We start from the raw sequence: 23616 nt of genomic DNA, 5'->3' as shown, positions 1-23616 counted from the left end.
GCGCAGGTCAGGGAATGGTAATATAAGAATTTCATACTAAGCCTTAATTAAGAAATAATGGACGCGGAGGGAAACCGAAATGAGCAAATTTATCGTCCGCGGTGGCAACAGATTGACCGGGAGCGTGAAAGTTAGCGGCGCAAAAAATTCCGTACTACCGATCATAGCCGCCTCTCTATTGGCAGAAGAAGGAGTCAGCGTCATTGTGGACGCACCTCCGCTAGACGATGTAATGACAATCAGCAAAGTACTGGAATCTCTGGGTGCGGGTGTTACATACCAGAACGATATCATTGAGGTTGATGCCAGAAACCTTACTTCCTGTGAAGCACCCTATGAATGGGTGCGGAAAATGCGGGCTTCTTTTTTGGTAATGGGCCCTCTTTTGTCCCGACTGGGTCATACACGTATTTCCTTGCCAGGCGGCTGCGCCATCGGTACAAGACCGATCGACCAGCATTTGAAAGGCTTTGAGGCGCTTGGTGCTGAAATTAGTCTGGGCCAGGGTTACATTGAAGCGAAAATAAACGGACGGTTGCGCGGGGCCAAGGTATATCTGGATGTAGCCAGCGTTGGCGCGACCGAAAACATAATGATGGCGGCGGCACTCGCCGAAGGCGTGACTGTAATTGAGAATGCGGCGAAAGAGCCGGAAATTGTAGACTTGGCTAACTATCTGAATGGAATGGGCGGCATAGTGCGCGGTGCGGGAACCGGAGTCATTCGCATCGAAGGCGTTGAACGGATGCATGGCGTCAAGCACCATGTCATTCCTGACCGGATCGAAGCAGGCACCTATATGGCGGCCGCTGCGATTACGGGAGGCGATGTCTACGTGGAAGGCGCAATTGCAGACCACCTGGGTCCTGTGATTGCCAAGATGGAAGAGATGGGCGTGACGATTATCCCGGATGAGAACGGTGTTCGTGTCATCAGTGACAAGCCTCTCAAGGCTGTGGATCTGAAGACATTGCCGTATCCCGGTTTCCCAACTGACATGCAATCACAGATGATGGCGTTATTGCTTCGTTCGGAAGGCACGAGTGTTGTGACCGAGACGGTATTTGAGAACCGGTTCATGCATGTGGATGAATTCCACAATATGAATGCTGAGATTAAAATTGAAGGACGTTCTGCGATCGTAACCGGCAATGCGGAATTGGTCGGAGCCAAAGTAACCGCTACAGACCTTCGTGCAGGTGCTGCACTGATTTTGGCAGGACTGGTTGCAGAAGGCACGACAGAAGTTGGCGGAACCCATCATATCGATCGTGGATATGTGCATCTGGCCGAGAAACTGTCGGGACTTGGTGCGGACATATGGCGGATTTCCATGGAAGAGTCAGAAGCGGCTGCTGCGGCTGTCAAGGAAGAGGTTGTTAAACCGGAAGCTTCCAGAAGCGAATCCTTCAAAAGCGAAGAGGTTAAGCCCCGCTTTCAGGTTCAGCCAACCTGGGTATAATCGCAATTCATAGCTCTTCAAGACCACCTTTATTTGCAGGTGGTCTTTTTTCGTTGATCTCTCTTTCTCTTAGAATATCGTTCTAGCAGTTGCACGTAATTCATATCTATAAGAATCAACGGTGGCTGACGGAAGGAGACATAGAGATGAAAGATTACCGCTATCTGCTGCGGCGTAAAATCAAACCCCCGCGCCGTATCATGCGCGCGCGGCGCACGATGCCCCGCCTAAAGCGGCTGGCCCCGGCCGCCTGGCTCGCAGCGCCCCTGCTGGCGGGGCTGCTGCTGCCGCTGGCAGTTGTCCTGCTGCGCGGGGGACAACCGGTGCCCCCCGCTGTGCCGCAGGTCACAGCTTCCCCGGCTCCGCCGGGTGCGGCCGCGGAGGAAACCCCGCAGCCGAAGGTCGCCGTCTATTTGTCGCACAGCAGACAAATAGAGACATTGCCGCTGGAGGACTACGTCAGCGGCGTGGTTGCGGCCGAGATGCCGGCGGACTTTGAGCTGGAGGCGATCAAAGCGCAAGCCGTCGCGGCGCGCACCTTTATTGTCCGCCGCCTGCGGGCCGGCGACAGCAGTGGCGTGCCCGTTCCGGGCGCGGATGTGACGGATACGGTAAGCCATCAGGCTTACGTATCCCGGGCCGTGCTGGAACGGGAATGGAAGCTCGGCGGCAAGAGCGCCGGGCTGGCCAAGATCCGCCGCGCGGTCCTGGAGACGCGCGGAGTGGTCATGACCTATCAAGGACAGCCCATCACCGCATCCTTCTTCGCCTCCAGCGGAGGTTATACCGAAAATTCCGAGGATTACTGGAACGCCGCTGTACCTTACCTTCGCAGTGTGGCCAGCCCATGGGATCAGGAAATCACGCCGAATCTGGCGGTGACATATACATTCACGACTTCCGAACTGGTACAGAAGCTGGGGATTGCAGATAGGGTCATTCCGGCTTCCGGCCATCGGGCAACTTCTTCCCTGGCAAGACCCGTCTCCTCATCCTCATCGAGCCTGCCTGTGGAAGTGCTGTCCCTGACAGCAGGGCACCGGGTCAAGAAAATCTCTATCGCAGGCAAGGTGTTCACCGGACGGGAGGTTCGCGAAAAGCTGGGACTGCGCTCCAGCCAGTTCACCTGGAAGCGGCAGGGCGGCAAAGTAGCGATTACAACCTATGGCAACGGACATGGTGTCGGTATGAGCCAATGGGGGGCGAACGGGATGGCGAGGGAGGGGAATACTGCTACGCAAATTCTCAAACACTATTATAGCGGCGTCTCTTTTAACCAAGTCTCAACTCTCCTGAAAAAATAACTTGAAAGATACGTATAAAAGCGAAGCGCCCGGTAACACTGGTTACTGAGGTGATAAGCATATGAATGAACAAGACAAAAACAAAACAAACCATGATGAATCTCTCAAAAATAAGCAGGGAGATTCAGGCGCACAGCCTTCTTCATGGAACAGACTGTTGTCCAAACGGTGGGTATTTCCGGCAGTCTACACGGCGGCAGCGGCAATTATACTAACCTTGGTGTGGGTCTATCAGGACGCAGGCCAGAAGCCGCTGAATCCAGACACCGCCGCTGTTGTTTCACAGGAAGCTGGAGGTACAGGTACTGAGGCAGGTTCCACCAAGAATGACCCTGCCGCACTGGAAGTTGTTGCTTCTGCAGAAACTCTGGCCTGGCCGGTAGCCAGTCCGGCAGATGTAGAAGTGGTTAAGCCGTTCTATGACGAAAAGGGAACCGAAGAGAATCATGTGGCGGCTATGGTGCAATATAATGACACCTTCGTGCCAAATGCAGGGATCGACATCGCCCGTGAAGACAATCAGTCTTTTGATGTCAAAGCCGCACTCAGCGGTGAAGTCACCCGGGTAGAAGATGTTGCCGTATTCGGCAAAGTGATTGAGGTCACCAGCGCAGGTAATTTGAAGACCGTCTACCAAAGCCTCGGCGACACCAAGGTGAAGCAGGGAGACGAAGTGAAGCAGGGCGATACGCTGGCAACAGCTGGCCGCAGTGAGATTGAGAAGAATCTTGGCAACCATGTTCACTTTGAAGTGTATGAGGATGGCAAGGTAGTTAACCCGTCCGATCTGCTTCCACAGCGCTAAACTTGAGAACTCCGCAGGAGGCCATAGGGCCTCCTGTTTTTTTATAAGTATTTATATGTTTCACACTGTAAATTATATTTCTCAGTGAAATGGATACCCTCCCTAAAAGGACGGCGAAGCCGTTCCCTATGCCTTGGAGAGTCACATTTGAAGTCATACCGCCCAATCAGGGACATATTTAGGTTGTCCAGGAAATAAAATGAGCCTTCCGAAGCTTGTCACGTCCTGAAAGCGTGAATATATAGGCCCGCCCCTCATATAATGTACCAAACTATCCACAGTTGGGAGGCGGGAGCGTGCACGATTACATCAAGGAACGTACGATCAAAATCGGACGCTGCATCGTGGAAACCAGGCACACGGTCCGGACCATAGCCAAAGAATTTGGCGTTTCAAAGAGCACGGTGCATAAAGATTTAACGGAGCGTTTGCCGGAGATCAACCCTGATCTGGCCGATCAGGTGAAGCACATTCTCGAATATCACAAATCGATTCGTCATCTTCGGGGGGGAGAAGCCACAAAAATTAAATATAAAAAAACAACAGGGAAAAAGCGTGAGGTTGCCGTAGCCTCAAAGCCATAAGATTTTCGGAAATTTAAGGAATAATTCAGTTTTATTACATTGTATCCTTCCCCTAAAGTATGGTATTTTTAAATTTGGGACTAACTAACTATTTTCTCATTTAAAATAACACTTTGGGGGCTCTTTCATTATGCTTAGCAAGGATATCGGAATCGATCTCGGCACGGCCAATGTACTCATTCATGTCAAGGGAAGGGGAGTCGTTCTGGATGAACCCTCCGTGGTCACGCTCGAAAGTGATACGAAGAGAGTCCTTGCAGTAGGCGAACAAGCGCGGCGTATGGTAGGCCGTACACCGGGAAATATTACCACGATCCGTCCTCTCCGGGACGGGGTTATTGCGGATTTTGCAATTACGGAAATGATGCTGAAGTATTTCATTGACCGCGTAGGCGGCCGCTCCTGGTATGCAAGGCCCCGTATTTTGATTTGCGCCCCCACAAATATTACCTCCGTTGAACAGAAATCGATCCGGGAAGCGGCGGAACGCAGCGGGGCTAAGGAAGTTTTTATGGAAGAAGAGCCCAAAGCCGCAGCGATCGGTGCGGGTATGGATATTTATCAGCCAAGTGGAAATATGGTCGTCGATATTGGCGGCGGAACGACGGATGTAGCCGTGTTGTCCATGGGCGACGTCGTCACCGCCTCCTCGATCAAAGTTGCAGGGGACAAGTTCGACGAGGCCATTTTAAGATATATTAAACAGAAGTACAAGCTGTTGATCGGCGAGCGCACGGCAGAGGATATCAAGGTAACTATCGGCTCCGTCCGTCCGGGCGGCATGAAATCCGAAATGGATATTCGCGGACGGGATATGGTAAGCGGACTTCCCCAGACACTGACCATTTCTTCCGGTGAGGTGAAGGAAGCACTGTGGGATCCGGTTTCCTCCATCGTGGCTGCTGCCAAATCGGTATTGGAGCGCACACCGCCAGAGCTGTCAGCAGACATTATTGACCGCGGGGTCGTATTGACCGGCGGAGGCGCATTGCTTAACGGATTGGACGAGCTGCTCTCTGAGGAACTGCATGTTCCAGTCTGGGTGGCGGAGGATCCTATGCATTGTGTGGTTAAGGGTACCGGAATTATGCTTGATCAATTGGACAAGAATGTTAAGAAAAAATTCTAGGCTGCCGATAATATAAGTTAACAGCACAATCAGGAAGGGGACTTACCCTAATGCTTAGAGGATTATACACGGCCGCTGCCGGAATGGTAACGCAGCAGCGTAGACATGATACGGCTACGCAGAACCTTGCCAATTTGAATACAACAGGATACAAGCAGGTAGACAGTGTCAGCCATGCTTTTCCCGAGGTACTTATTTCCGCAATGAGCGGCGGCATCGTGAAACCCGTTGGTAAAATGAATACAGGCGTGTTTGCCGAACAGTCTGTCTCCCAATATTTACAGGGAGATCTCATTGAAAGCGGCAAGCCGGCCGATTTCGCATTATCTACGGATCTGCAGGTGGCAGACCCGGCTACAGGCGGTAATATTAATTTTGACGGCTCGGGCAAGTATATAACCCCTGAAGGCGAGGTCATTTACCGGCCACAGGCTTTTTTTACGGTACAGGATAATGACGGTAATAAACTATATACACGTAACGGCAGCTTCAGAGTAGGCCCGACAGGAGATGTGCTGAGCGCAGGCGGTTTCAAAGTGCTCGACAGCAACGGCAAACCGCTCATCTTGACAGGTCCGCAGGACAATCTTAAAGTAGACGGACAGGGTAATCTGCTAGACCCTGCAACGGGGCGTCCTTCTGGGACCAAAATAGGCATCAGTGTAGTTACCAGACCCCAGGAACTAGTTCGGGACGGGAACGGTGTTTTCCATGCAGAAGATGTTGAGAACGCACAGATCCGCTTCGCCAACGGCACGGACAATCTGCAGGTACGGCAGAGGTATCTCGAGAATTCCAACGTTGATGCGACCAAGGTGACTGTGGATATGAATGCGGCTTACCGGGCGTATGAAGCGAATCAGAAGGTTGTCCAAATCTATGACAGCAGCTTGCAAAAGGCTGTAAACGAAGTCGGCAGAGTCTAGGACAGGAGGAGTAACCGATGAATAACTCAACAATAGGCGCATCCGTCTCAATGTCCAGTCTCCAGCAGCGTTTGGATATTATTGCTGATAATATCGCCAATATGTATACTGAGGGTTATAAGAGCAAACAAGGTTCTTTTGAGGATGTGCTGACCCGGGTTCAGCAGCAGTCCAAGGATTATGATCAGCCGGGCCGAAGCACACCGCTTGGTTTTAATATCGGATTTGGGGTCCGTGTACCTACGGTGACAACCAACTGGGAGGAAGGTCCTCTCAAGGAGACCGGGAACCCAACCGATCTGGCTATTCAAGGCAACGGGTTATTTGGAGTTCAGGTGAACGGTGCTACGGCCTACACACGCCAAGGGGATTTTCACTTTGTACCGGACACCGCTAATCCAGCTAACATGATGCTGGTCGATAACACTGGCAACCCAGTGCTCAATACGCAAGGCAAGCCTTTGACAGTACCGGCTAATGTAAGAGCCGCTATTGATGAGAGCGGACGTGTGCTGACCAAGACGGATGAGAATGCCCCTGCTCAGGTAGCCGGAACTATAATGATTGTAGAGCCTCTCAGCAAGAGTGCACTTCAGGCGGTTGACGGGAATTTCTACGTGCTTGCTGCCGGAGTTACTACACAGCAGGCTTTTAAAGCGGCAGGATTGCCTTCGACGGTAGGCGTAAGGTCTGGGTATCTGGAGCAGTCCAACGTGGATATAAGTAAGGAAATGACGGAAATGATGCAAATTCAGCGCACTTATCAGCTTGCCTCCCGGGCACTATCCTCCAGTGATCAAATGCAAGGCCTGGCTAATAACATGCGCGGGTAGGTGAAGGAATGGCTCGTCAGATCAATGGTAAGCCGGAATCAACCGAAGAAGAACATCAGCAGCAACCTGTAAAGCGCCGGGGGATCTCCAAATGGACCATTGTTCAATGGTTTCTAATTCCCGTACTGCTGATAGCAGCACTGTCCGGTGGTTTGGTGACCGGTTACGTTGTCCTCGGTAAAAAAGATTTCAGCGATGTGCTTCAGTGGAGCACCTGGAAGCATGTTTACGATTTAGTGTTTGCGCCATAAATAAGCATAAATATTCACACTCCCTTGTTGTACAGGGGAGTTTTCTTTTTTATACTGGAAAATGTATAATGATGGAGGCCCCTGAGACAAAAAGGGCCCTCTCCGCCATGTGTGGTGGAGAAAGCCCCTTATCTCAACCTCCACTGCTGCAGGTGGTGAAGGATATTATAATATTTCCCGATGCTGCCCATATTTATGCAGTACCGTGAAGAATAAAACAAACGCTGCAGCGGCAGACAGTGTAGAAGATGCGGTTTATATCCGAAAGGAGCTTTGTATCCATGATGAATATCAATGAAATTCAAGAAATAATCCCCCACCGGCCCCCATTTCTGCTGGTGGACAAAATTACCGAAATAGAGATGGGCAAGCGGGCAGTCGGCATCAAGAATGTTACAGTGAATGAACCTTTTTTTGCAGGCCATTTCCCCGGATATCCGGTTATGCCAGGTGTACTGATCACTGAAGCACTCGCTCAGGTAGGTGCTGTAGCGATTCTTGGCGTGGAGGCCAACAAAGGGAAAATCGGTTTTCTGGCAGGCTTGGACGGATTCCGTTTCCGTGGTCAGGTTGTTCCGGGAGACACGCTTGAGCTGGAAGTGGAGATTACACGCCTTAAGGGCAGCATAGGTAAAGGTCAAGCTACAGCGAGAGTGGATGGCAAAGTGGTTGCGTCCGGTGAAATAATGTTCGCACTCAGCTAAGACCTGTTATAAAATCATATATCATAAATGGAGAAGGAGAGATTTGATATGACTCAACTAAGCCCGAAGGCCGCAGAAACCCTATCCCGATGGCTGCAGGACCCATCCGTTGACGAGAACACCAAGGCGGAACTGAAGGCACTCGAGAATGAGCCGCAGGAACTGGAAGAACGCTTTTACAGAGATCTGGAGTTCGGTACCGGCGGTTTGCGCGGAGTTATCGGAGCAGGCAGCAACCGGATTAACCGGTACACGGTAGGCAGAGCGACTCAAGGCTTCGCCAATTATATTCTGGAACAGCACACTGGTGAAGGCAGACCTTCTGTGGTAATCGCGCATGACTCCCGCCGCTTCTCGCCGGAGTTCACCCTTGAGGCTGCGCTGGTACTGGCCGGAAACGGTATTGAGACTCATCTGTTCACATCTCTTCGCTCTACGCCGCAGCTGTCTTTTACTGTGCGTCATCTGAAGGCTACTGGAGGCATAGTGATTACTGCAAGCCACAATCCTCCGGAGTACAATGGCTACAAAGTATATAATGCCGAAGGTGGACAACTTGTTCCTCATGAGGCTGAAAAAGTCATCTCCTACATCATGGAAGTGGACTCCTTTAATGGTGTAAAGCGCATGTCCCAAGAAGAGGCAGAGGCTGGAGGGCTGCTTCACTGGCTAGGTGAGCAAGAAGATGAAGCATTCACTGATACGGTGGCGGCTGTCAGTGTGGCCCGTGATGAGATTGCATCCAAGCTGGGACGTGATTTCAAAATTGTATACACACCGCTTCATGGGACAGGCAATCTGCCGGTCCGCAGTGTACTGAACAAAATTGGTTTCACTGAGGTGCATGTGGTGCCCGAGCAGGAGCAGCCGGATTCGGAATTCTCCACAGTGAAATCACCTAATCCTGAAGAACGGGAAGCTTTCACTCTTGCAATGAAGCTTGGTGAGGAGCTCGGTGCAGATCTGCTGATTGGTACAGATCCGGACGCAGACCGCATGGGCGCTGTCGTACGCGACAATGAAGGGAAGTTCGTCGTTCTCTCCGGCAACCAGTCTGGAGCCCTCATGATTCATTACTATTTGAGCCGTCTGCAAGAACAGGGCAAGCTACCAAGCAATGGAGCAGTCGTTAAGACTATTGTAACAAGTGAAATGGGTGCAGCTGTTGCTGAGCATTACGGGGCTACCGTATTTAATACCCTTACCGGGTTCAAATATATCGGCGAAAAAATGACCCAGTTCCAGCAGTCCGGTGAATATACCTACCTGTTCGGCTATGAAGAGAGCTATGGATACCTTGCCGGTAATTATGCCCGTGACAAGGATGCCGTACTCGCTTCCATGCTGATTGCTGAAGCGGGTGCATATTACAAAGCCCAAGGCAAGACGCTATATGATGTACTTCAGGAGCTTTACGAACAGTTTGGCTATTTCCTGGAGAGCCTGGAATCACGTACTTTGAAAGGCAAAGACGGTGTGGCGCAGATTCAGGGGATTATGAATGACTGGCGCAGCAACCCACCGAAGGAAATCGCCGGTGCAGCTGTAAGCGAGGTGCTGGATTATTCACTGGGACTTAACGGACTCCCTAAAGAAAACGTTCTAAAGTATTTGCTGTCTGACGGTTCATGGTTCTGCTTGCGGCCATCTGGCACAGAGCCGAAGATTAAAGTGTATTTTGCAGTACGCGGAGAATCGCTGCAGAATGCAAAAGATAAGGTTGCTAAGCTTACAGAACAGGTTATGTCCCGTGTTGACGGGAAATAAATAATAGAAGAACAGGATTCAAGCGAAACGGATACCGCTCCTCTAAGGACGCGCATCCGTTTCTGCTTGAAATTAGCCTTGAACAGGCTTTAAGTGAAAGAGGAGGTACTTTGGAGTGCAGCAGAAATGGCAACGTTGGAACATCGCTTCACGGAAGTGGTTGTGGATAATAGTGGTGATTGGTGTGCTTGCCGCATTGCCTGTCGTCTATGACCGTCTACAGACGGAGAAATCTTCCAAGACTGTTGAATTTGTTTTTGATTATCGCGACTTAGTGGAGGTGGCCAGCTACCGGGCGAATCCGCAGGATTACATTTCCCAGCAGCTTGATCGTTTGAAGGCTGCCGGAGTAGGCAGTATGGCTATTTACGAGAACACGCTGGAAGATTACCGCAAAGCCCGCCGGCTGATGATATGGGGAGCGGCGGATATCGCCAACCTCATGAACACCGTGATTCCGGAGAATGAGAACTATACATATGTCCTCTTTACCAGCCCGGAGAACAGTGAAGCCCTTGCACCTATCATTCGTGATGGTTTTAGCGGCCTGGATATAGCTACTGAGGATTGGAGCTTCCGCGGGCAACAGGGGCTTATTATCAAAACCCCGCTGGAGGATGCTACATTGAAGCCGTTGCAACCAGACCCTTTTACTCTGGAGATGCTCCATGACAAAGGGTTTAATATCGTACCTCGGCTTGTAGATTCCCTGCCATACAATGAGGCTGCCGTCACCAAACTGCTGGATCGGTACCAGGAGCTGGGTGTCAAACGTCTGCTTTTTGAAGGCGAGTCTGTTAAAGGATTTAACGATGATGCTGATTTGAAGAGTATTACTGCGTTTGCTGATCTTCTTAAGGATCGGGGAATGGGGATTGCTGCCATTGAGAACATCAAAGCACAGCAAAAAGGCTTCAATAAATTAGCGTATCTGTTGGATTACAATGTAACCCGTCTGTACTCGCTCAGTGAAGGGGATTCTGCCCTTTCTCCGGAAACGATTGCCGACCGCTTTGCACTTGCCACAAAAGACCGGAACATCCGTATGATTTACCTCAATACGATTCCATCACGTGACACCTCCAAAGCGCAGATCAAAGACACTTTGGATAATCTCATTACAAGCCTCAGTGAGCCAGGGGGCGCGGTGGAAAAAATCATGAGCAACGGATTTACTTTGGGACAAGCCACTGCCTTTGATGTTGTGGATTCCTCTTTCCAGCGGTATTTCAAATTGATAGCCGTGATAGGTGCATTGGCGATGGTAGCTCTTTTGGTCTCTTATTTTATACCATGGCTTACGTTGCCTGCCTGGGCCCTTGGTCTTGTGGGGAGCGCCCGACTTATGCTGCTGAAACCTGAATTGTTCGAACAGGCTTTAGCACTTGCAGTAGCGATTAGCGCACCGACTGTTGCAACCATACTGGCGATACGCAAAATTAATGAAATGGGTCCTCCGCTTAGGACTAATCCATTGACTTTTGTGGTTATGACACCGAAGCGCCGCCTGACCCACAGTCTGGTACTCTATATCAAAACTGCACTGATCTCCCTGAGTGCCGTGCCATTTGTCATCGCGCTGCTGAACAATATCACCTATAGCCTCGTGCTCAATCAGTTCCGTGGTGTGAGTCTGCTGCATCTGGCGCCAATTGCGCTGATTGCTGTCTATGTGCTGCTGTACCGTGGAGAGTTCGTTCTGAGCAAGACCGGTAAGCTTCTGAAGACGCCAATTACCTTAGCCTGGGTAATAGCTGCCGGGGTGCTGGGAATCTTGGGGATGTACTATCTGAGCCGGACCGGTAATAACGGCAATGTAAGCTCTCTGGAAATGTCTTTCCGTAACTTCCTTGAGAATGCAGTCGGGGTCCGTCCGCGCAACAAGGAATTCCTGCTCGCTCATCCGCTGTTTATCCTTGGGGCTTTTATGGCCTATAAATACCGGAATGCCGCTTTTATCATGATCATTGCTGTTATCGGCCAGCTCTCCATGGTTGATACCTTTGCCCATATTCACTCTCCAGTTCTGATTTCACTGGTTCGTGGACTTCTGGGACTTGGACTGGGCCTGATTATTGGTCTGATCGCAGTAGGGGTATGGCAGCTGGTAGAAGGGTGTTGGAAACGATGGTCGCCGCTCCTCAGAAAATAATCATCTCGGGGTATTACGGTTTCCGAAACAGTGGAGATGAAGCGGTGCTGCAGTCTATCCTTATTGCACTGCAGAAGCATTCCCTGGCGACGGGGATAGTTATCGAACCTATTGTACTATCGATAGATCCCGAATGGACGACAGCGGCCTATGGCGTAAAGTCCGTACACCGCATGAAGCTGGGAGAGGTGCGAAGCGCCATTGCCGGAAGTGCAGGATTGATTAGCGGGGGAGGCAGCCTGCTGCAGGATGTGACCGGGAGCAAGACTATCCCATACTACCTTGGTATTATCAAGCTCGCTCAATGGATGGGTAAACCGACCTTTATTTATGCTCAGGGAATTGGCCCGGTCAACCGCAAGCTTTTTCACCCGTTGATCAAATCGGTTTTCCGCAAATGCAGCTATATCTCAGTACGGGATGAGCAGTCGTGTGAGTTGCTGCAGTCCATGGGGTTAGGCCAGAATAAGATTGAAGTGGTCCCTGACCCGGTGATGGGCTTAAGCCTTCCGGAAGATCAAGTTGCGAGCAGCAAAGGAACTCTTTCACCGCAGGCAGTTCAGACTGTTGGGATTTCGGTACGCTTCTGGGAACAATCCCGGGGAGAGCTGGATGCTATCGCTGAGGGGCTGCTGAAGGCCTGCAGGCAGACTCCGCTTCATCTTAAATTTCTGCCTTTCCACCATCCATCTGATAATGAGGCCTCAAGGTATATCATGCAGAAGCTGGAGCATGAAATCTCCCAGTATGGTGGGGTAGTCAGTATCAGCGAGGATGCACTGCATCCGCAGCAAATGCTGCGGGAGGTAGGGGAATGTGATATTCTAATCGGAATGCGGCTGCACAGCTTGATTTATGCTGCAGGCAGACGGGTGCCTCTCATTGGCATTTCTTACGATCCGAAGATTGACCATTTTCTAGAAAGGGTTGGCTGCCAGCCTATTGGAACGACGTCTTCACTGGACAGCGGCAAGCTCGCTGCAGAAGTGCTGCAACTTTTGTCAGCGGCGGATGGGTGGAAGCTTGAACATGAGCCGCTTATTGCTTCACTAGTGCAGGAGGCAGAGGCACCAGCCCGGCAAATTGTTGAATATTTCCGCCGTAAAGGGTGATTGATACATGAAAGCAGACAGTGTGATCCCCACGGTGCCGATTTTTGGCATCCGGGTATCCAAAATTGATATGAAAGCCACCGTGTCCTATTTAACTGATGCCATCCAAAAACGTGAGCCGCATCAGGTTATTACAGCCAATCCAATCATGGTAATGACGGCATTGGAGAATCCGGCGTATATGGAAATTATGAAATCAGCCGAACTGGTGGTACCCGATGGAACAGGTGTCGTGTGGGCTGCGGAATACTGCAAACAGCCTGTAGCTGAGCGCGTAGCAGGGTTTGATCTGTTACATGAATTGCTGCACCGGGGAGAAAGCTACAATTGGAAGGTATATCTGCTGGGTTCGACACCTGAGGTGATTCGCGAGACGGCGTCCCGGTTACAAACTCAGTATGCCGGTATCATCATTGCGGGCTATCACGACGGCTTTTTTGGTCCCGATGCGGATGAGGCGATTATTAGTGAAATCGTCAAAGCTCAGCCTGACCTGCTTTTTGTCGCCAGAGGAGCAGATAGTCAGGAGCCCTGGATCGCCAAATACAAAACCCAGCTGAACATCCCGGTCATGATGGGTGTCGGCGGGAGCTTTGATGTGATCTCTGGAAAGAGCCGCAGGGCGCCAAAAGCCTTCCAGAAACTTCGTGCAGAGTGGTTATATCGCCTTCTTAAGGAGCCAACCCGTTACAAAAGAATGCTTGCGCTGCCGAAATTCGCAGTAAAAGTGCTGCGTGAGAAAGATAAAGTGACAAAAGTCTAGAGAAACGCGGTTATTTAGTACAAAAATCCGTTCAACAGCCTAAAAACGGAATTGGAATTTGTTTTACGTTCAGCGTATAATTCAATGCGGTAGAGAAATGGAGGTCGACTGGTCAAATGTTAATCATATACATCGCCGGATTCATTGTGTGCATGGGACTTGCACTGCTTTTGACACCACTGGTGAAGAAATTCGCAATTAAGATTGGTGCCACGGATGTGCCGAATGCCCGTAAAGTGCATACTAAGATCATGCCCCGCCTCGGCGGACTAGGTATTTTTCTGGCGTTTGTGTTAGGTCTGCTTGCCGTGTTGCCGCTTATCCCTTATGATTTTACTCCGCGGGAGGCAAGTTTCATCAAAGCGCTGCTATCGGGCGGCGGACTGATTGTTCTTATCGGAGCACTGGATGACCGGTTCGAACTTTCGGCAAAGGTGAAACTATTGGGCCAGATTGCCGCAGCGTGTATCGTTGTTTTTGGATTTGGGATTACCGTTGATTTCGTAAACATTCCATTTAATAATACGTATTCTTCTCTCGAAAGCTGGATCGCCATTCCGCTGACCATCTTTTGGATCGTCGGAGTGACAAATGCCGTTAACCTGATCGATGGGTTGGACGGGCTTGCTGCCGGGGTTTCAGGTATAGCGATTGCTACTATTGCTGTCATGGCATTTTTGATGGGCAACACGATGGTTGCATTGCTTTGTCTGCTTCTGCTGGGTAGTATTCTGGGTTTCTTGTTCTTTAACTTTCATCCCGCCAAAATTTTCATGGGTGATACAGGCTCGCTGTTCCTGGGCTTCTGCCTTGCGCTTCTTGCCCTGCTCGGATTCAAACAGATTGCGGTTGTATCCTTTATTACACCGCTGTTGATCATCGGAGTTCCGCTGTCGGATACGTTTTTTGCAATCGTCCGCCGGAAGCTGCAGAAGAAACCAATCTTCGCTCCGGACAAAGGTCATCTGCATCACTGCCTGCGCGAGCTCGGCTTCAGCCACAGACAGACAGTATTGATTATATATGGGATTGCCGCATTCTTTGGGGTATTGGCTGTGATCCAAACGTCTGCGTCCCTATATGAAGCCAACTGGGTAACCTTCGTCGTCATTTGCGTGATGCTCTTCTTTCTTCAGATCGGCGCAGAGATCACGGGTGTCATCAGTAAGACCAAACGTCCTTTAATTGACTTCCTGCTAAGAATGCGGATGAAGGTCAGTCCGGAGCGCGGTTCCAAGTCATAAAGGCAATAAATACGGAAATATGCAATTATATTCCTTTAATTTACAAAGCTCATCCTTTTTAGGATGAGCTTTTTTATTGTATTCCTAAAAAATTCTGCCACTATAACCGATAAAGAACAAAGTGAAGGATATCGAGAACATATACTCAAAGGAGAGATACAACACATGTTACGCTTTAAGAGACCATTCGTTTGGCTGCTGCTGGCGGCTCTGATCGTTTCCATGTTTCCAGGCAAATACACGCCGCAAGCAGCGGCAGCAACTACTGCGACCACGACCTACTTCAGTCCGGATGATCTCACGCTACGGAATACAGCAAGTCTTGACCAGACAGCTGCCGCAGGTTCTTTGACGGAAATTAACAGAAATACAGTATATAAGACAAGCGCCCCTAACTTCTCCATTACGGGTACCTATGCACAGGTAACAGCTTCCACTATGAAAGTGACTGTGCAACAGATGACGCAGAGTGGGGGGAAGTGGGTTACCGATGAGACACATACTACTACTGGTGCGGTAACTACAGACACATTAAACCCTGATAACCGGTTCATTGCAAGTGGCCTCACCCTTTTCACAGGATATAATAAAGTCACTTTCTCAGGGATGCAGGGCTCATTGACACGCTCCGAATCGTTTTATGTCCTTTATGATAAGGTCCCGTACATTTCTTCGCTCCAAGTGCTTGGAGGAGGACCTACAGCGATTAATTTAAATGAAGGTACAAAGGTTGTTGTACCTAACCAGCAGATTACACTGCAAGGTAATGTGACGAACGCGACCAAGGTAGGCGTATCCCTCAACGGGGGTTCTTCCCTGCAAACCTCTCTTCTTGAGGATGGAACCTTCTTTACACCGGCTCTAACTTTGAAATCCGGAGAGAATACGCTGGACATTGTTGTGCAGAATGCAGCCGACTCCATTTCAATTAAACGTTCGGTATATTACTTTGACACCAATAAGCCATTTACTGATCTGAAAATTGTTCACGGCAAAACAACATCTGCAACACCACTTGATAAAGCTTACAGTATACTAGATAATGTCCCTACATTAACCGATACAGCCACATCTGCCAAAATCATCGGCCAGGTGTTGCTGCCTTATAATTCGAGTACTAAATCCTTTGAAGTCGACCATGAAGTCAAGATAAATGACACAGTGGTTCCAGTCGATATACTTGAATCATATACAGTTGCAGCTGACGGTGGTCTCATAACAGTTCCTGGCACAACAGCACAGAAAGAAATTATTATCCCGGCTCCGGATGGCGTGACGCCTCAATACCGTCTGATCACATTCCAGACTACAAATCCATTCACGATTACTGCAGGAACTTCCAATGTAATCATTGGAATTACTTACGGGACTTATACTACATCGGTTAAAGAAACCTATAAGTTTCTGTCGGGTGAGAACGTCATTACGGATATGTACTATCTTTCAGGTTATAAAGAAGATCCTACAGCTACCATTGACGCTAAAACCTTATCAAAACTTCCTTTAAACGGTGCTGAAGTTGAAACGCCTAATTTTTTCATTATGGTGAAGTCAAGCGCGGCACCTACAACCTTACTGGGTTCTTACCTACCTTTGGGGGCATCGCTGGAGCTAGAGCCACAGCTTAACCTCTCTAATCTTGGTACCAATGAGGTTGTCTATAAAGTTAAAGGCTTTTCCAATGGACAGCAGAAGGTGAAATTTCAGTTTAAAAACTCGCAATCCTTCTATAATGCGGATATAGCTTATGTCTCTAAGAACTATATTTATGTAGCAAACTTAAATGATGGACAGACCTATACGTTTAGTTCAGCTAGCAATGCAAATACTATGTTGGTATCAGGTGAATATATCGGGTTCGAGAATATCAGCAATGCCCAATTTTTCGTCAACGGAACTTCAAATGCCAAACTGGATCCGCCACTTAAGTCTTCTGACAAATTTGATCCAACAAGTAACCCAAAATTCTCATTTACATTGAACATAGACGCGAAGGGGCCACTTGTATATGGAGAGAATAAAATTGTATTCACCGGGACCTCTATGGACAATGTTGGGAATAAGAGGGAGATACGCAAAGAACTGAAAATCTATATTGTAGATACCAATGTTTCTAACCTGTCGCAATTCCATCCTAAACTGTCAAAAGGGAGAGCTGCGCTCAGCCATACGGATATAAAGGTCTATACGGATAAAGAGCTTAACGATATTCTTGGTTTGACTTCTGAGTTCATCTATAAGGACGAAAAGTATGTTACAAGTCAAACCAGCTACGATTTGGTACTCAGAGGTGGAGCGGCGAACAAGCTTAACCTGTACCAAGGTTCTGAATTGTTCCTTTCCCTGGATAATGCAACACTGGGTACAGACTCGATTCAAAAAGGACCAGAGTCGTTCACTTACAGAGGAAAGACTTACTACTATGATTTTGTGGGTAGCAGCAAGGATTTCATTCTCCGGATCATGGATATTCCGGCAGAAACCGCAGGAAGCATTGTATATAATCTGGAATTAATTAATGAAACCGGTGCGCGCACGAATCAACGTATGGAAGTGGAACGCGAAGTTTCTCCATACCGTATTTTATCTCCAGTAGAAACGGTCGGAAAACAGATCGTCGTCAATAAAAACTTTGTCCGCTTTGATATTGAAGCTGAAGGGGCAACAAAGGTTTTAGTTGATAAGTTTGAAGCTGTTCCACGTACAGACTTACCGAACAGATTTACTCTGGATTATGTTGGCTTGAAGCCGGATAAGGCTACTACAATTAAAATTCAGATTGTCCGTGCTGCGGCAACCATTAATGATACTATCACTGTCTACTACGCTAGTGCCGTTCAAGTAGACACGCAATTTATGGCTGAAAAGGTTGCTGCTAAGTATAGTGTGTTTAACAAAGAACTACAGCTCTCGTTTCCAAAGGGCACACTAATGAAAGGCAACAACAGTTCCGGTGCGGCCAAGTACTATCCTGATACCAAGCTGTTATTCGGAATTGCAGATCCGGTGGACGGTGTGGTTGAACGTAAAAATGATTATGGTAACACGATTAACGTTGATGCAGATGCACGTACACCAGGAGGCCAAAGCACATTGCTGATTCCTTCCGATTTGGTTTTACGTTTTAACTCTACCGTAGAAACCAATAACTTCTCCCGGGTTTCCGATATTTACTGGATTAGCGGGGGTCTTGGGGAAAAGGGAACTAAGGGAACTGCACTTTACAAACCGGCTACAAATGGTATTGCGCCATACTCGGTAGAAGGTAACTTCACACAAATAGAAGCAGAACGTAAAATTGTTCCTTCAGAGCGTGGAGATCTGACCCTGACATTTAGTCCGAATATTGTGGATGAAGTTGGGTCAACAATAACAGTGTACCGTTATACGGATTCGGGACAATGGGAAAACATTGGCGGTGAGGTTGATACGAAGAAACACACGATCACCGTGCCTTTTGATCAATTCGGATATTATACAGTAATGAAACTTCGTCGTGGATACACAGACATCACGAATCATCCATGGGCAAGAAACCTTTTGAACGGGCTGTACTCCAAAGGTATTATGAAAAATCTTAGATTTGACCAATTTGGAGCCGATGATACGACTACACGTGGTGAATTTGCCACCTTGCTGGTAAAAGGATTAAATATCCCTCTAAGCTACAATAACAGCCAGCAAACTTTCTTTGATATTGTGCCGGAGGCAGTTTCGACAACATGGAACTACAAACATATTGAGACCGCGGCCAGAGCAGGGATCGTAACAGGCTTAAGCGATGGATTCTTCGGTCCGGATCAGCCACTAACAAGAGAACAAGCTGCAGTAATGATTGCAAGAGCCCTTAAGCTTAAAATGGCCCTCAATGATGCCAAGCTGCTGACCACCCTCACCAAATCATTTGTGGATTCGGGAAGTATGGATTTCTACTCCAGACCAGCCATAGACGCGGTGTCGAAAGCTAAAATCATGGAAGGTAGTGCAGTAACCATTACGGGTCAAACCAAGCCGGTATATAATTTCAATCCAAAGGGCAAGCTGACCAGAGCGGAAGCAGGAAAGATTGCTGTGGCACTCTTCCAGAAGAGCACAAGCATTTTCCCAAAAACCTTCAATTAATGTAGGAATAGAACGACAGGTCCGCGAAAACTGTTCGCGGGCCTGTTCTTTTGTAATGGAAAATATCTGCCATCGACATTAACTTTGTAATCTGTATCGTTTTACGTTACAATAACTTAGAAAATAATATTTTCTGAAAGGTGAAAGCCATCGATGAAACCGATTTTATCAAAAGCACAGCTGGATTACATGAAAGCAAAGAATGCGTTTGAGAATAGAGCAAAAGTTATGGAAAAGGAAATTGCCGCAAAACGTGCATTGCAGGAGATTACGCAGGAGGTTATGGAAGAACTTGTACAGGCTACGGGATTCCATGATGCATACAATGATCTTGTCACTGCAGAGAATACTCTAATTGAATGGTCCCATACTACAATCAAACATGAGAAGACCTACCGCGAAAATCGCGGGGCCATTGATGCAATGTACGAGAATGTAAACGCTAGTCCTGAGAAACGTCAGGAATTGATTCAGCTATCAATGAAGATTCGTTAGACCATAGCTATAGAGACAAGCGCCGAGAACGGCGCTTTTTTGTTTGCGCGGATTATCAATAAAAGGTTTGAAATAGGATGATTATGTTTATTAACTTAGCAAATATTGCTTAATGACGTTTTTAAAGCCTCTATGCTATACTGAGTCCCGTAGCCGCCCATCATTAACAATAGTTAGTAGAACATACATATTGTATCTTCTAATGGAAAGGTTCCGGGTCAGTTGCTTCGAAAAATATTTTTGAACAAAGCGCAACTTTTCTGAATCTTCTGCGTTTAAGGTGTAGAGTCATTTACCCACGGCATTTGCAATATCGGAGAGCATAGCCGATTGGAAAAATTAGCTTTACGTGACTTGAGGCACATTGTATAATACTTAGGTAGAATTAGGAATCTAGTATTACTCTGTCTTCAACCTGTTTACAAGTTTCTGTGATACCCGTCACAGACATTATTTATACTTAATATGCTCAACTCGGGAAAGGGGGTGCATCGGCTAATGAGTGACATGAGCTACCCAACTAAAGAAAAATCTCAGTTCATGAACGTCCAAGGAGGAGAAAAAAAGGTTATGAAGAAAATTTTATCCGTAGCATTATCTACAGCAATGGCATTCTCGATGTTTGCCTCTGTAGCGTTTGGTGAAACTGCAACAACTCCACAAGCAAAATTTGATGCTTTGGCAGCTAAAGGTGTTCTTAATGGATACCCAGACGGTCAAGCTCATCTTGAAAAAGATCTGACTCGTGCTGAATTCGCTAAGATCGTTACTAAATTGTTCGGTCTTTCCGAAGTTACTGGCAAACTGTCTTACAAAGATAAAGGTTACACAGCCAGCAACTGGGCAGTGCCTTACATCGAAGCAGCTACTGCAGCTAACTTGATGCAAGGTAAAGATACTGTTAAAGGTATCTTCGACTACAACGGTAAAGTAACAGTTGAAGAAGTAGCGGCTGTATTGTTCCGCGCTTTGAAACTTGAAACTCCAGCTACAACTGATAACTCCGCATCCGCATGGGCTAAGGGCTATGCTCAAGCCGTTATTAATGCAGGTCTGGTAGCTAAAGGTACTAACTTCAAAGCTAACGCTACTCGCTCTTTGGTAGTAGAAGCAGCTTATGCAGTTGATCAAATTTCTGCTAAGCCAGCTGTGACTTCCATCGAAGCAACTAGCCCAACGAACGTTGTTGTTGTTTTCGCTGACAAAGGAACTGTTACAGTAACTTTGACTACCGCTCTGGTACAGGGCGTAGAAACTCCAATCACTTTCAAATACAAAGATCATGACTATACAGAAAAAGTAACTTTGGCAGCTCCAAAAGTACTTTCTGTAACAACTCCAAACAGCAAACAGCTGGTTGTTAAATTCAACCGTCCGCTTGATGCTGATACTGTAGTTGCCAGCGATGGTACTTTGGTTGATGGAAACGTAAGTGTTACTAATCTGGGTACTGCACCAGGAGTTACTATTAACACTGCAGGTGCTGCATTGTCCGATGACAAAACAGAGCTTACTCTGACATTGTCCGGCACTCAGTACTTCAAAGGTCAATACACTGTAACTGTAACAGACGCTATCAAAACTGGTTCCGCAGAAAAAGTAGCTCCTTACACTACATTGTTGACTGTTGCTGATACCACTGCTCCTACAATCGTATCTGTAACTTCTGTTGCAAAAGCTACTACTAACAAAGTAACCGTTAAATTCAGTGAGCCTGTGCAAATTGGATCTATCGCTTATGTAGATGGCGTTGCCGCTGGTGTTGCCACTGGATCGAGCTTGAACGAAGTCGTTCTGACTACTGGTTCCACACTGGTAACTGGCAAAACTTATGATGTTTCCTTCTTGAATGTTCAAGACTTTGCTGGAAACTTCATTACACCTAACCCAACAAAAGCTACTGTTACTGTAGTGTCCGATCTTGATGCTCCTGCAATTTCGAGCTTCACTGTAAATGGTGAGAAGACAGTCAAAGTGGTATTCAGCAAAGCAGTTGATATCAACTCCTTGAATGGTACTTTCACTTTGCTTAACTCCAGCGGTGTAAGCCAAGGAGCATTCACTCCTGCAGCGGGTAGTGATTCCAAGACATTCACACTGACTGCACCAGCATTCACATTTACCAACGGTGTATTTAATGGTACAGTCGTTGTTGGAACAGGAATCAGAGATCTTCTGGGTAACACTACAAGTGCAACTAGCACTCAAGCAGTTACATTCACAAAAGACACCGTTGCTCCAACTGTTACAAGTGCGACTTACGGAAGCACAGGTCTGGTTGTGAAGTTCTCCGAAAACGTAAATGTTAAGGGAACTAGCTTCACACTGATCAATGATTCCACTGGTGTTGCAACTCCTATTACTGTAGCAACTTCAACTTACACTAATACTGATGGAGTTGTAACATTTAACAATGTAACTGGATTCGCATCCGGTAACTACACACTGCGTTTGGATGCTGGATTCGTTAAGGATCTGTCCGCACAAGCTAACGGTAATGCAGCTTCTGTTCAAACTGTAGCAATTTCTGCTACAAGCACAACAGATACTACTAAACCTGCTATTACAGTTGCTCCAGTAGCTACAGGTAAAGTTGGTACTGACCAACGCATCCAATTCACTATTCAAGATGCAAACGGACTTAACTTGACAACAGTTCGTGATATCAATAACTACACATTGGATGCAAAAGCACTTCCAGCTGGTTCTTATATCACTACTAACTACAGCGGTACTGCTTCTACTCCAGTAGTAGTTAGCTTGTATGTTCCAACAAGCGGAATTTCTGCTTCTAAGGGATATGCATTGCTGATCACAGGTATCCAGGATACTCTGGGTAATGTAATCACTCCAAGCCTGACTCCAAGCATTGCTCTGGTTGATGGTGTAGCTCCAACACTTACAACTGCTACAATTTCTGCTGATGATTCCACTAGACTGGTTATCAACTTCTCTGAAAATGTAGTTGGCGTAGATGCAAGCGACCTGACAATCAAAGTGAACAACGTTGAAGCTAAGAACGTTACAATCAATGGTTCTGGCAGCAAGTACTTCGCAAACATTAACGTTGCTTCTGGAACTTACAATGGCGCTTCGGTACTTTACATCGAAAATGGTACTACTGCAGGCGTTCAAGCTGAAGAAATCGTTGCTTACACTTCCGATGCAGCAGGTGCACTGAGCCTGAACGCGGTATATGTAAATGCAATTTCTGTAGCTGTTAAAGACACTGCTACCATCACCGATGGTGAAGGCAACAACATTACTACTGGCACAAGCATCAACGTTGCCAAGTAATTAAGTTTTACCGAAGTCCAAGAATAGCCTCTTCGGAGGCTATTCTTTTTTTATTAGTGGCTTTCATCCCACAAATGGAGGAATTCAATGAAAACTCTCTGGAAAACAATAGTGGTTGGAGCGGTGATGGCCGGCGGTGTCTGGGCTGGATTAATGTTGAACTTGACTGCCGAAGGAGCAAGTGTGGGTTCACAGCCAGGAACAGCCGATGATCCGGTTGTAACCAAAAGTTATGTGGATCAGCAAATTCAGAAAGCGCTTCAGGGTGGTGGGACTGCTACTCAAGCACCAGTGGCAACAGCTACCCCCGCAACAACTGCCGCGCCAACCAAAACGCCTCCCCCTGCACCATCAAGTACACCGGCCCAGATTGCCTCAACTGCGTATGTTATCGTCGATGTGAAGCCAGGTCAAACCCTGATTGCCGGAGCGGGTGCGGAGTTTATTGTACGTGCTGGTAAGGCAGTAATCACTACGCAAGACAGCAATGGCGTCGGTGACCTGACCGACGGAATAGATCTTGCCAATGGAACTGCAGCTCCGACAAACCACTTGCTATCTTTTCCACGTGAAGGCCGGGGGATAACCGTCCAAGATGGTCAAACGTTGGGGCTGGTTGTCATGGTTCGCGGCACATATACATTAAAATAACCAACACTGAATACA

18 protein-coding genes are annotated in these 23616 nt (G+C 47.8%); all 18 read left to right on the top strand.

Annotated elements, in window-relative coordinates:
* Nucleotides 1-79 precede the first annotated feature (79 nt).
* Nucleotides 80-1462: a UDP-N-acetylglucosamine 1-carboxyvinyltransferase gene (gene murA / locus A3849_RS10175; RefSeq protein WP_074111291.1), complete on the top strand. Its 1383-nt coding sequence runs from the start codon at nt 80-82 to the stop codon at nt 1460-1462.
* 146 nt (nt 1463-1608) lie between these two features.
* Nucleotides 1609-2766 (top strand): stage II sporulation protein D, encoded by a 1158-nt coding sequence (gene spoIID / locus A3849_RS10170; protein ID WP_074111290.1) that lies wholly within the window; start codon nt 1609-1611, stop codon nt 2764-2766.
* 61 nt (nt 2767-2827) lie between these two features.
* Nucleotides 2828-3571, top strand: coding sequence for a M23 family metallopeptidase (locus A3849_RS10165; protein ID WP_074111289.1), 744 nt, complete (start codon nt 2828-2830; stop codon nt 3569-3571).
* A gap of 296 nt (nt 3572-3867) precedes the next feature.
* Entirely contained in the window at nt 3868-4155 is a 288-nt protein-coding gene (spoIIID, locus tag A3849_RS10160) for a sporulation transcriptional regulator SpoIIID (RefSeq protein ID WP_019915029.1), read from the top strand.
* 130 nt (nt 4156-4285) lie between these two features.
* Nucleotides 4286-5284 (top strand): rod shape-determining protein, encoded by a 999-nt coding sequence (mreB, locus tag A3849_RS10155; RefSeq protein ID WP_074111288.1) that lies wholly within the window; start codon nt 4286-4288, stop codon nt 5282-5284.
* 50 nt (nt 5285-5334) lie between these two features.
* The gene (locus A3849_RS10150; RefSeq protein ID WP_074111287.1) at nt 5335-6210 is read left to right on the top strand and encodes a flagellar hook-basal body protein; all 876 of its coding nucleotides are present in this window, start codon (nt 5335-5337) and stop codon (nt 6208-6210) included.
* A gap of 17 nt (nt 6211-6227) precedes the next feature.
* On the top strand, nt 6228-7043 hold the full coding sequence (locus tag A3849_RS10145; protein ID WP_074111286.1) for a flagellar hook-basal body protein: 816 nt from the start codon (nt 6228-6230) through the stop codon (nt 7041-7043).
* Between the two features lie 8 nt (nt 7044-7051).
* Entirely contained in the window at nt 7052-7294 is a 243-nt protein-coding gene (locus A3849_RS10140; RefSeq protein ID WP_074111285.1) for a DNA-directed RNA polymerase subunit beta, read from the top strand.
* 281 nt (nt 7295-7575) lie between these two features.
* The gene (fabZ, locus tag A3849_RS10135) at nt 7576-7998 is read left to right on the top strand and encodes a 3-hydroxyacyl-ACP dehydratase FabZ (protein WP_074087310.1); all 423 of its coding nucleotides are present in this window, start codon (nt 7576-7578) and stop codon (nt 7996-7998) included.
* Between the two features lie 48 nt (nt 7999-8046).
* The gene (locus tag A3849_RS10130; RefSeq protein ID WP_074111284.1) at nt 8047-9765 is read left to right on the top strand and encodes a phospho-sugar mutase; all 1719 of its coding nucleotides are present in this window, start codon (nt 8047-8049) and stop codon (nt 9763-9765) included.
* Between the two features lie 115 nt (nt 9766-9880).
* Entirely contained in the window at nt 9881-11917 is a 2037-nt protein-coding gene (locus tag A3849_RS10125; RefSeq protein WP_074111283.1) for a DUF5693 family protein, read from the top strand.
* Nucleotides 11893-13029 (top strand): polysaccharide pyruvyl transferase CsaB, encoded by a 1137-nt coding sequence (csaB, locus tag A3849_RS10120; RefSeq protein WP_074111282.1) that lies wholly within the window; start codon nt 11893-11895, stop codon nt 13027-13029. Before A3849_RS10125 ends, csaB begins: the two co-directional genes overlap by 25 nt.
* Nucleotides 13030-13036: 7 nt before the next feature.
* Complete coding sequence (locus tag A3849_RS10115) at nt 13037-13792, top strand: WecB/TagA/CpsF family glycosyltransferase (protein WP_074111281.1); 756 nt, start codon at nt 13037-13039, stop codon at nt 13790-13792.
* A gap of 116 nt (nt 13793-13908) precedes the next feature.
* Entirely contained in the window at nt 13909-15036 is a 1128-nt protein-coding gene (locus tag A3849_RS10110) for a glycosyltransferase family 4 protein (RefSeq protein ID WP_074111280.1), read from the top strand.
* Nucleotides 15037-15201: 165 nt separating this feature from the next.
* A complete protein-coding gene (locus A3849_RS10105; protein WP_074111279.1) occupies nt 15202-19158 on the top strand; it encodes an S-layer homology domain-containing protein in 3957 nt (1318 codons plus the stop codon).
* A gap of 153 nt (nt 19159-19311) precedes the next feature.
* A complete protein-coding gene (locus A3849_RS10100) occupies nt 19312-19653 on the top strand; it encodes a hypothetical protein (RefSeq protein ID WP_074111278.1) in 342 nt (113 codons plus the stop codon).
* A gap of 498 nt (nt 19654-20151) precedes the next feature.
* Nucleotides 20152-22950, top strand: coding sequence for a beta strand repeat-containing protein (locus A3849_RS10095; protein ID WP_074111277.1), 2799 nt, complete (start codon nt 20152-20154; stop codon nt 22948-22950).
* An 87-nt stretch (nt 22951-23037) separates the two neighbouring features.
* Complete coding sequence (locus A3849_RS10090; protein ID WP_074111276.1) at nt 23038-23601, top strand: hypothetical protein; 564 nt, start codon at nt 23038-23040, stop codon at nt 23599-23601.
* The last annotated feature ends 15 nt before the right edge of the window (nt 23602-23616 follow it).

It is taken from the genome of Paenibacillus sp. P46E (assembly GCF_001909095.1).
GTDB lineage: Bacteria > Bacillota > Bacilli > Paenibacillales > Paenibacillaceae > Paenibacillus_AQ > Paenibacillus_AQ helianthi.
Note: the sequence above shows the minus strand (reverse complement) of the source record. Positions and strands in the feature narration are given on the sequence as shown.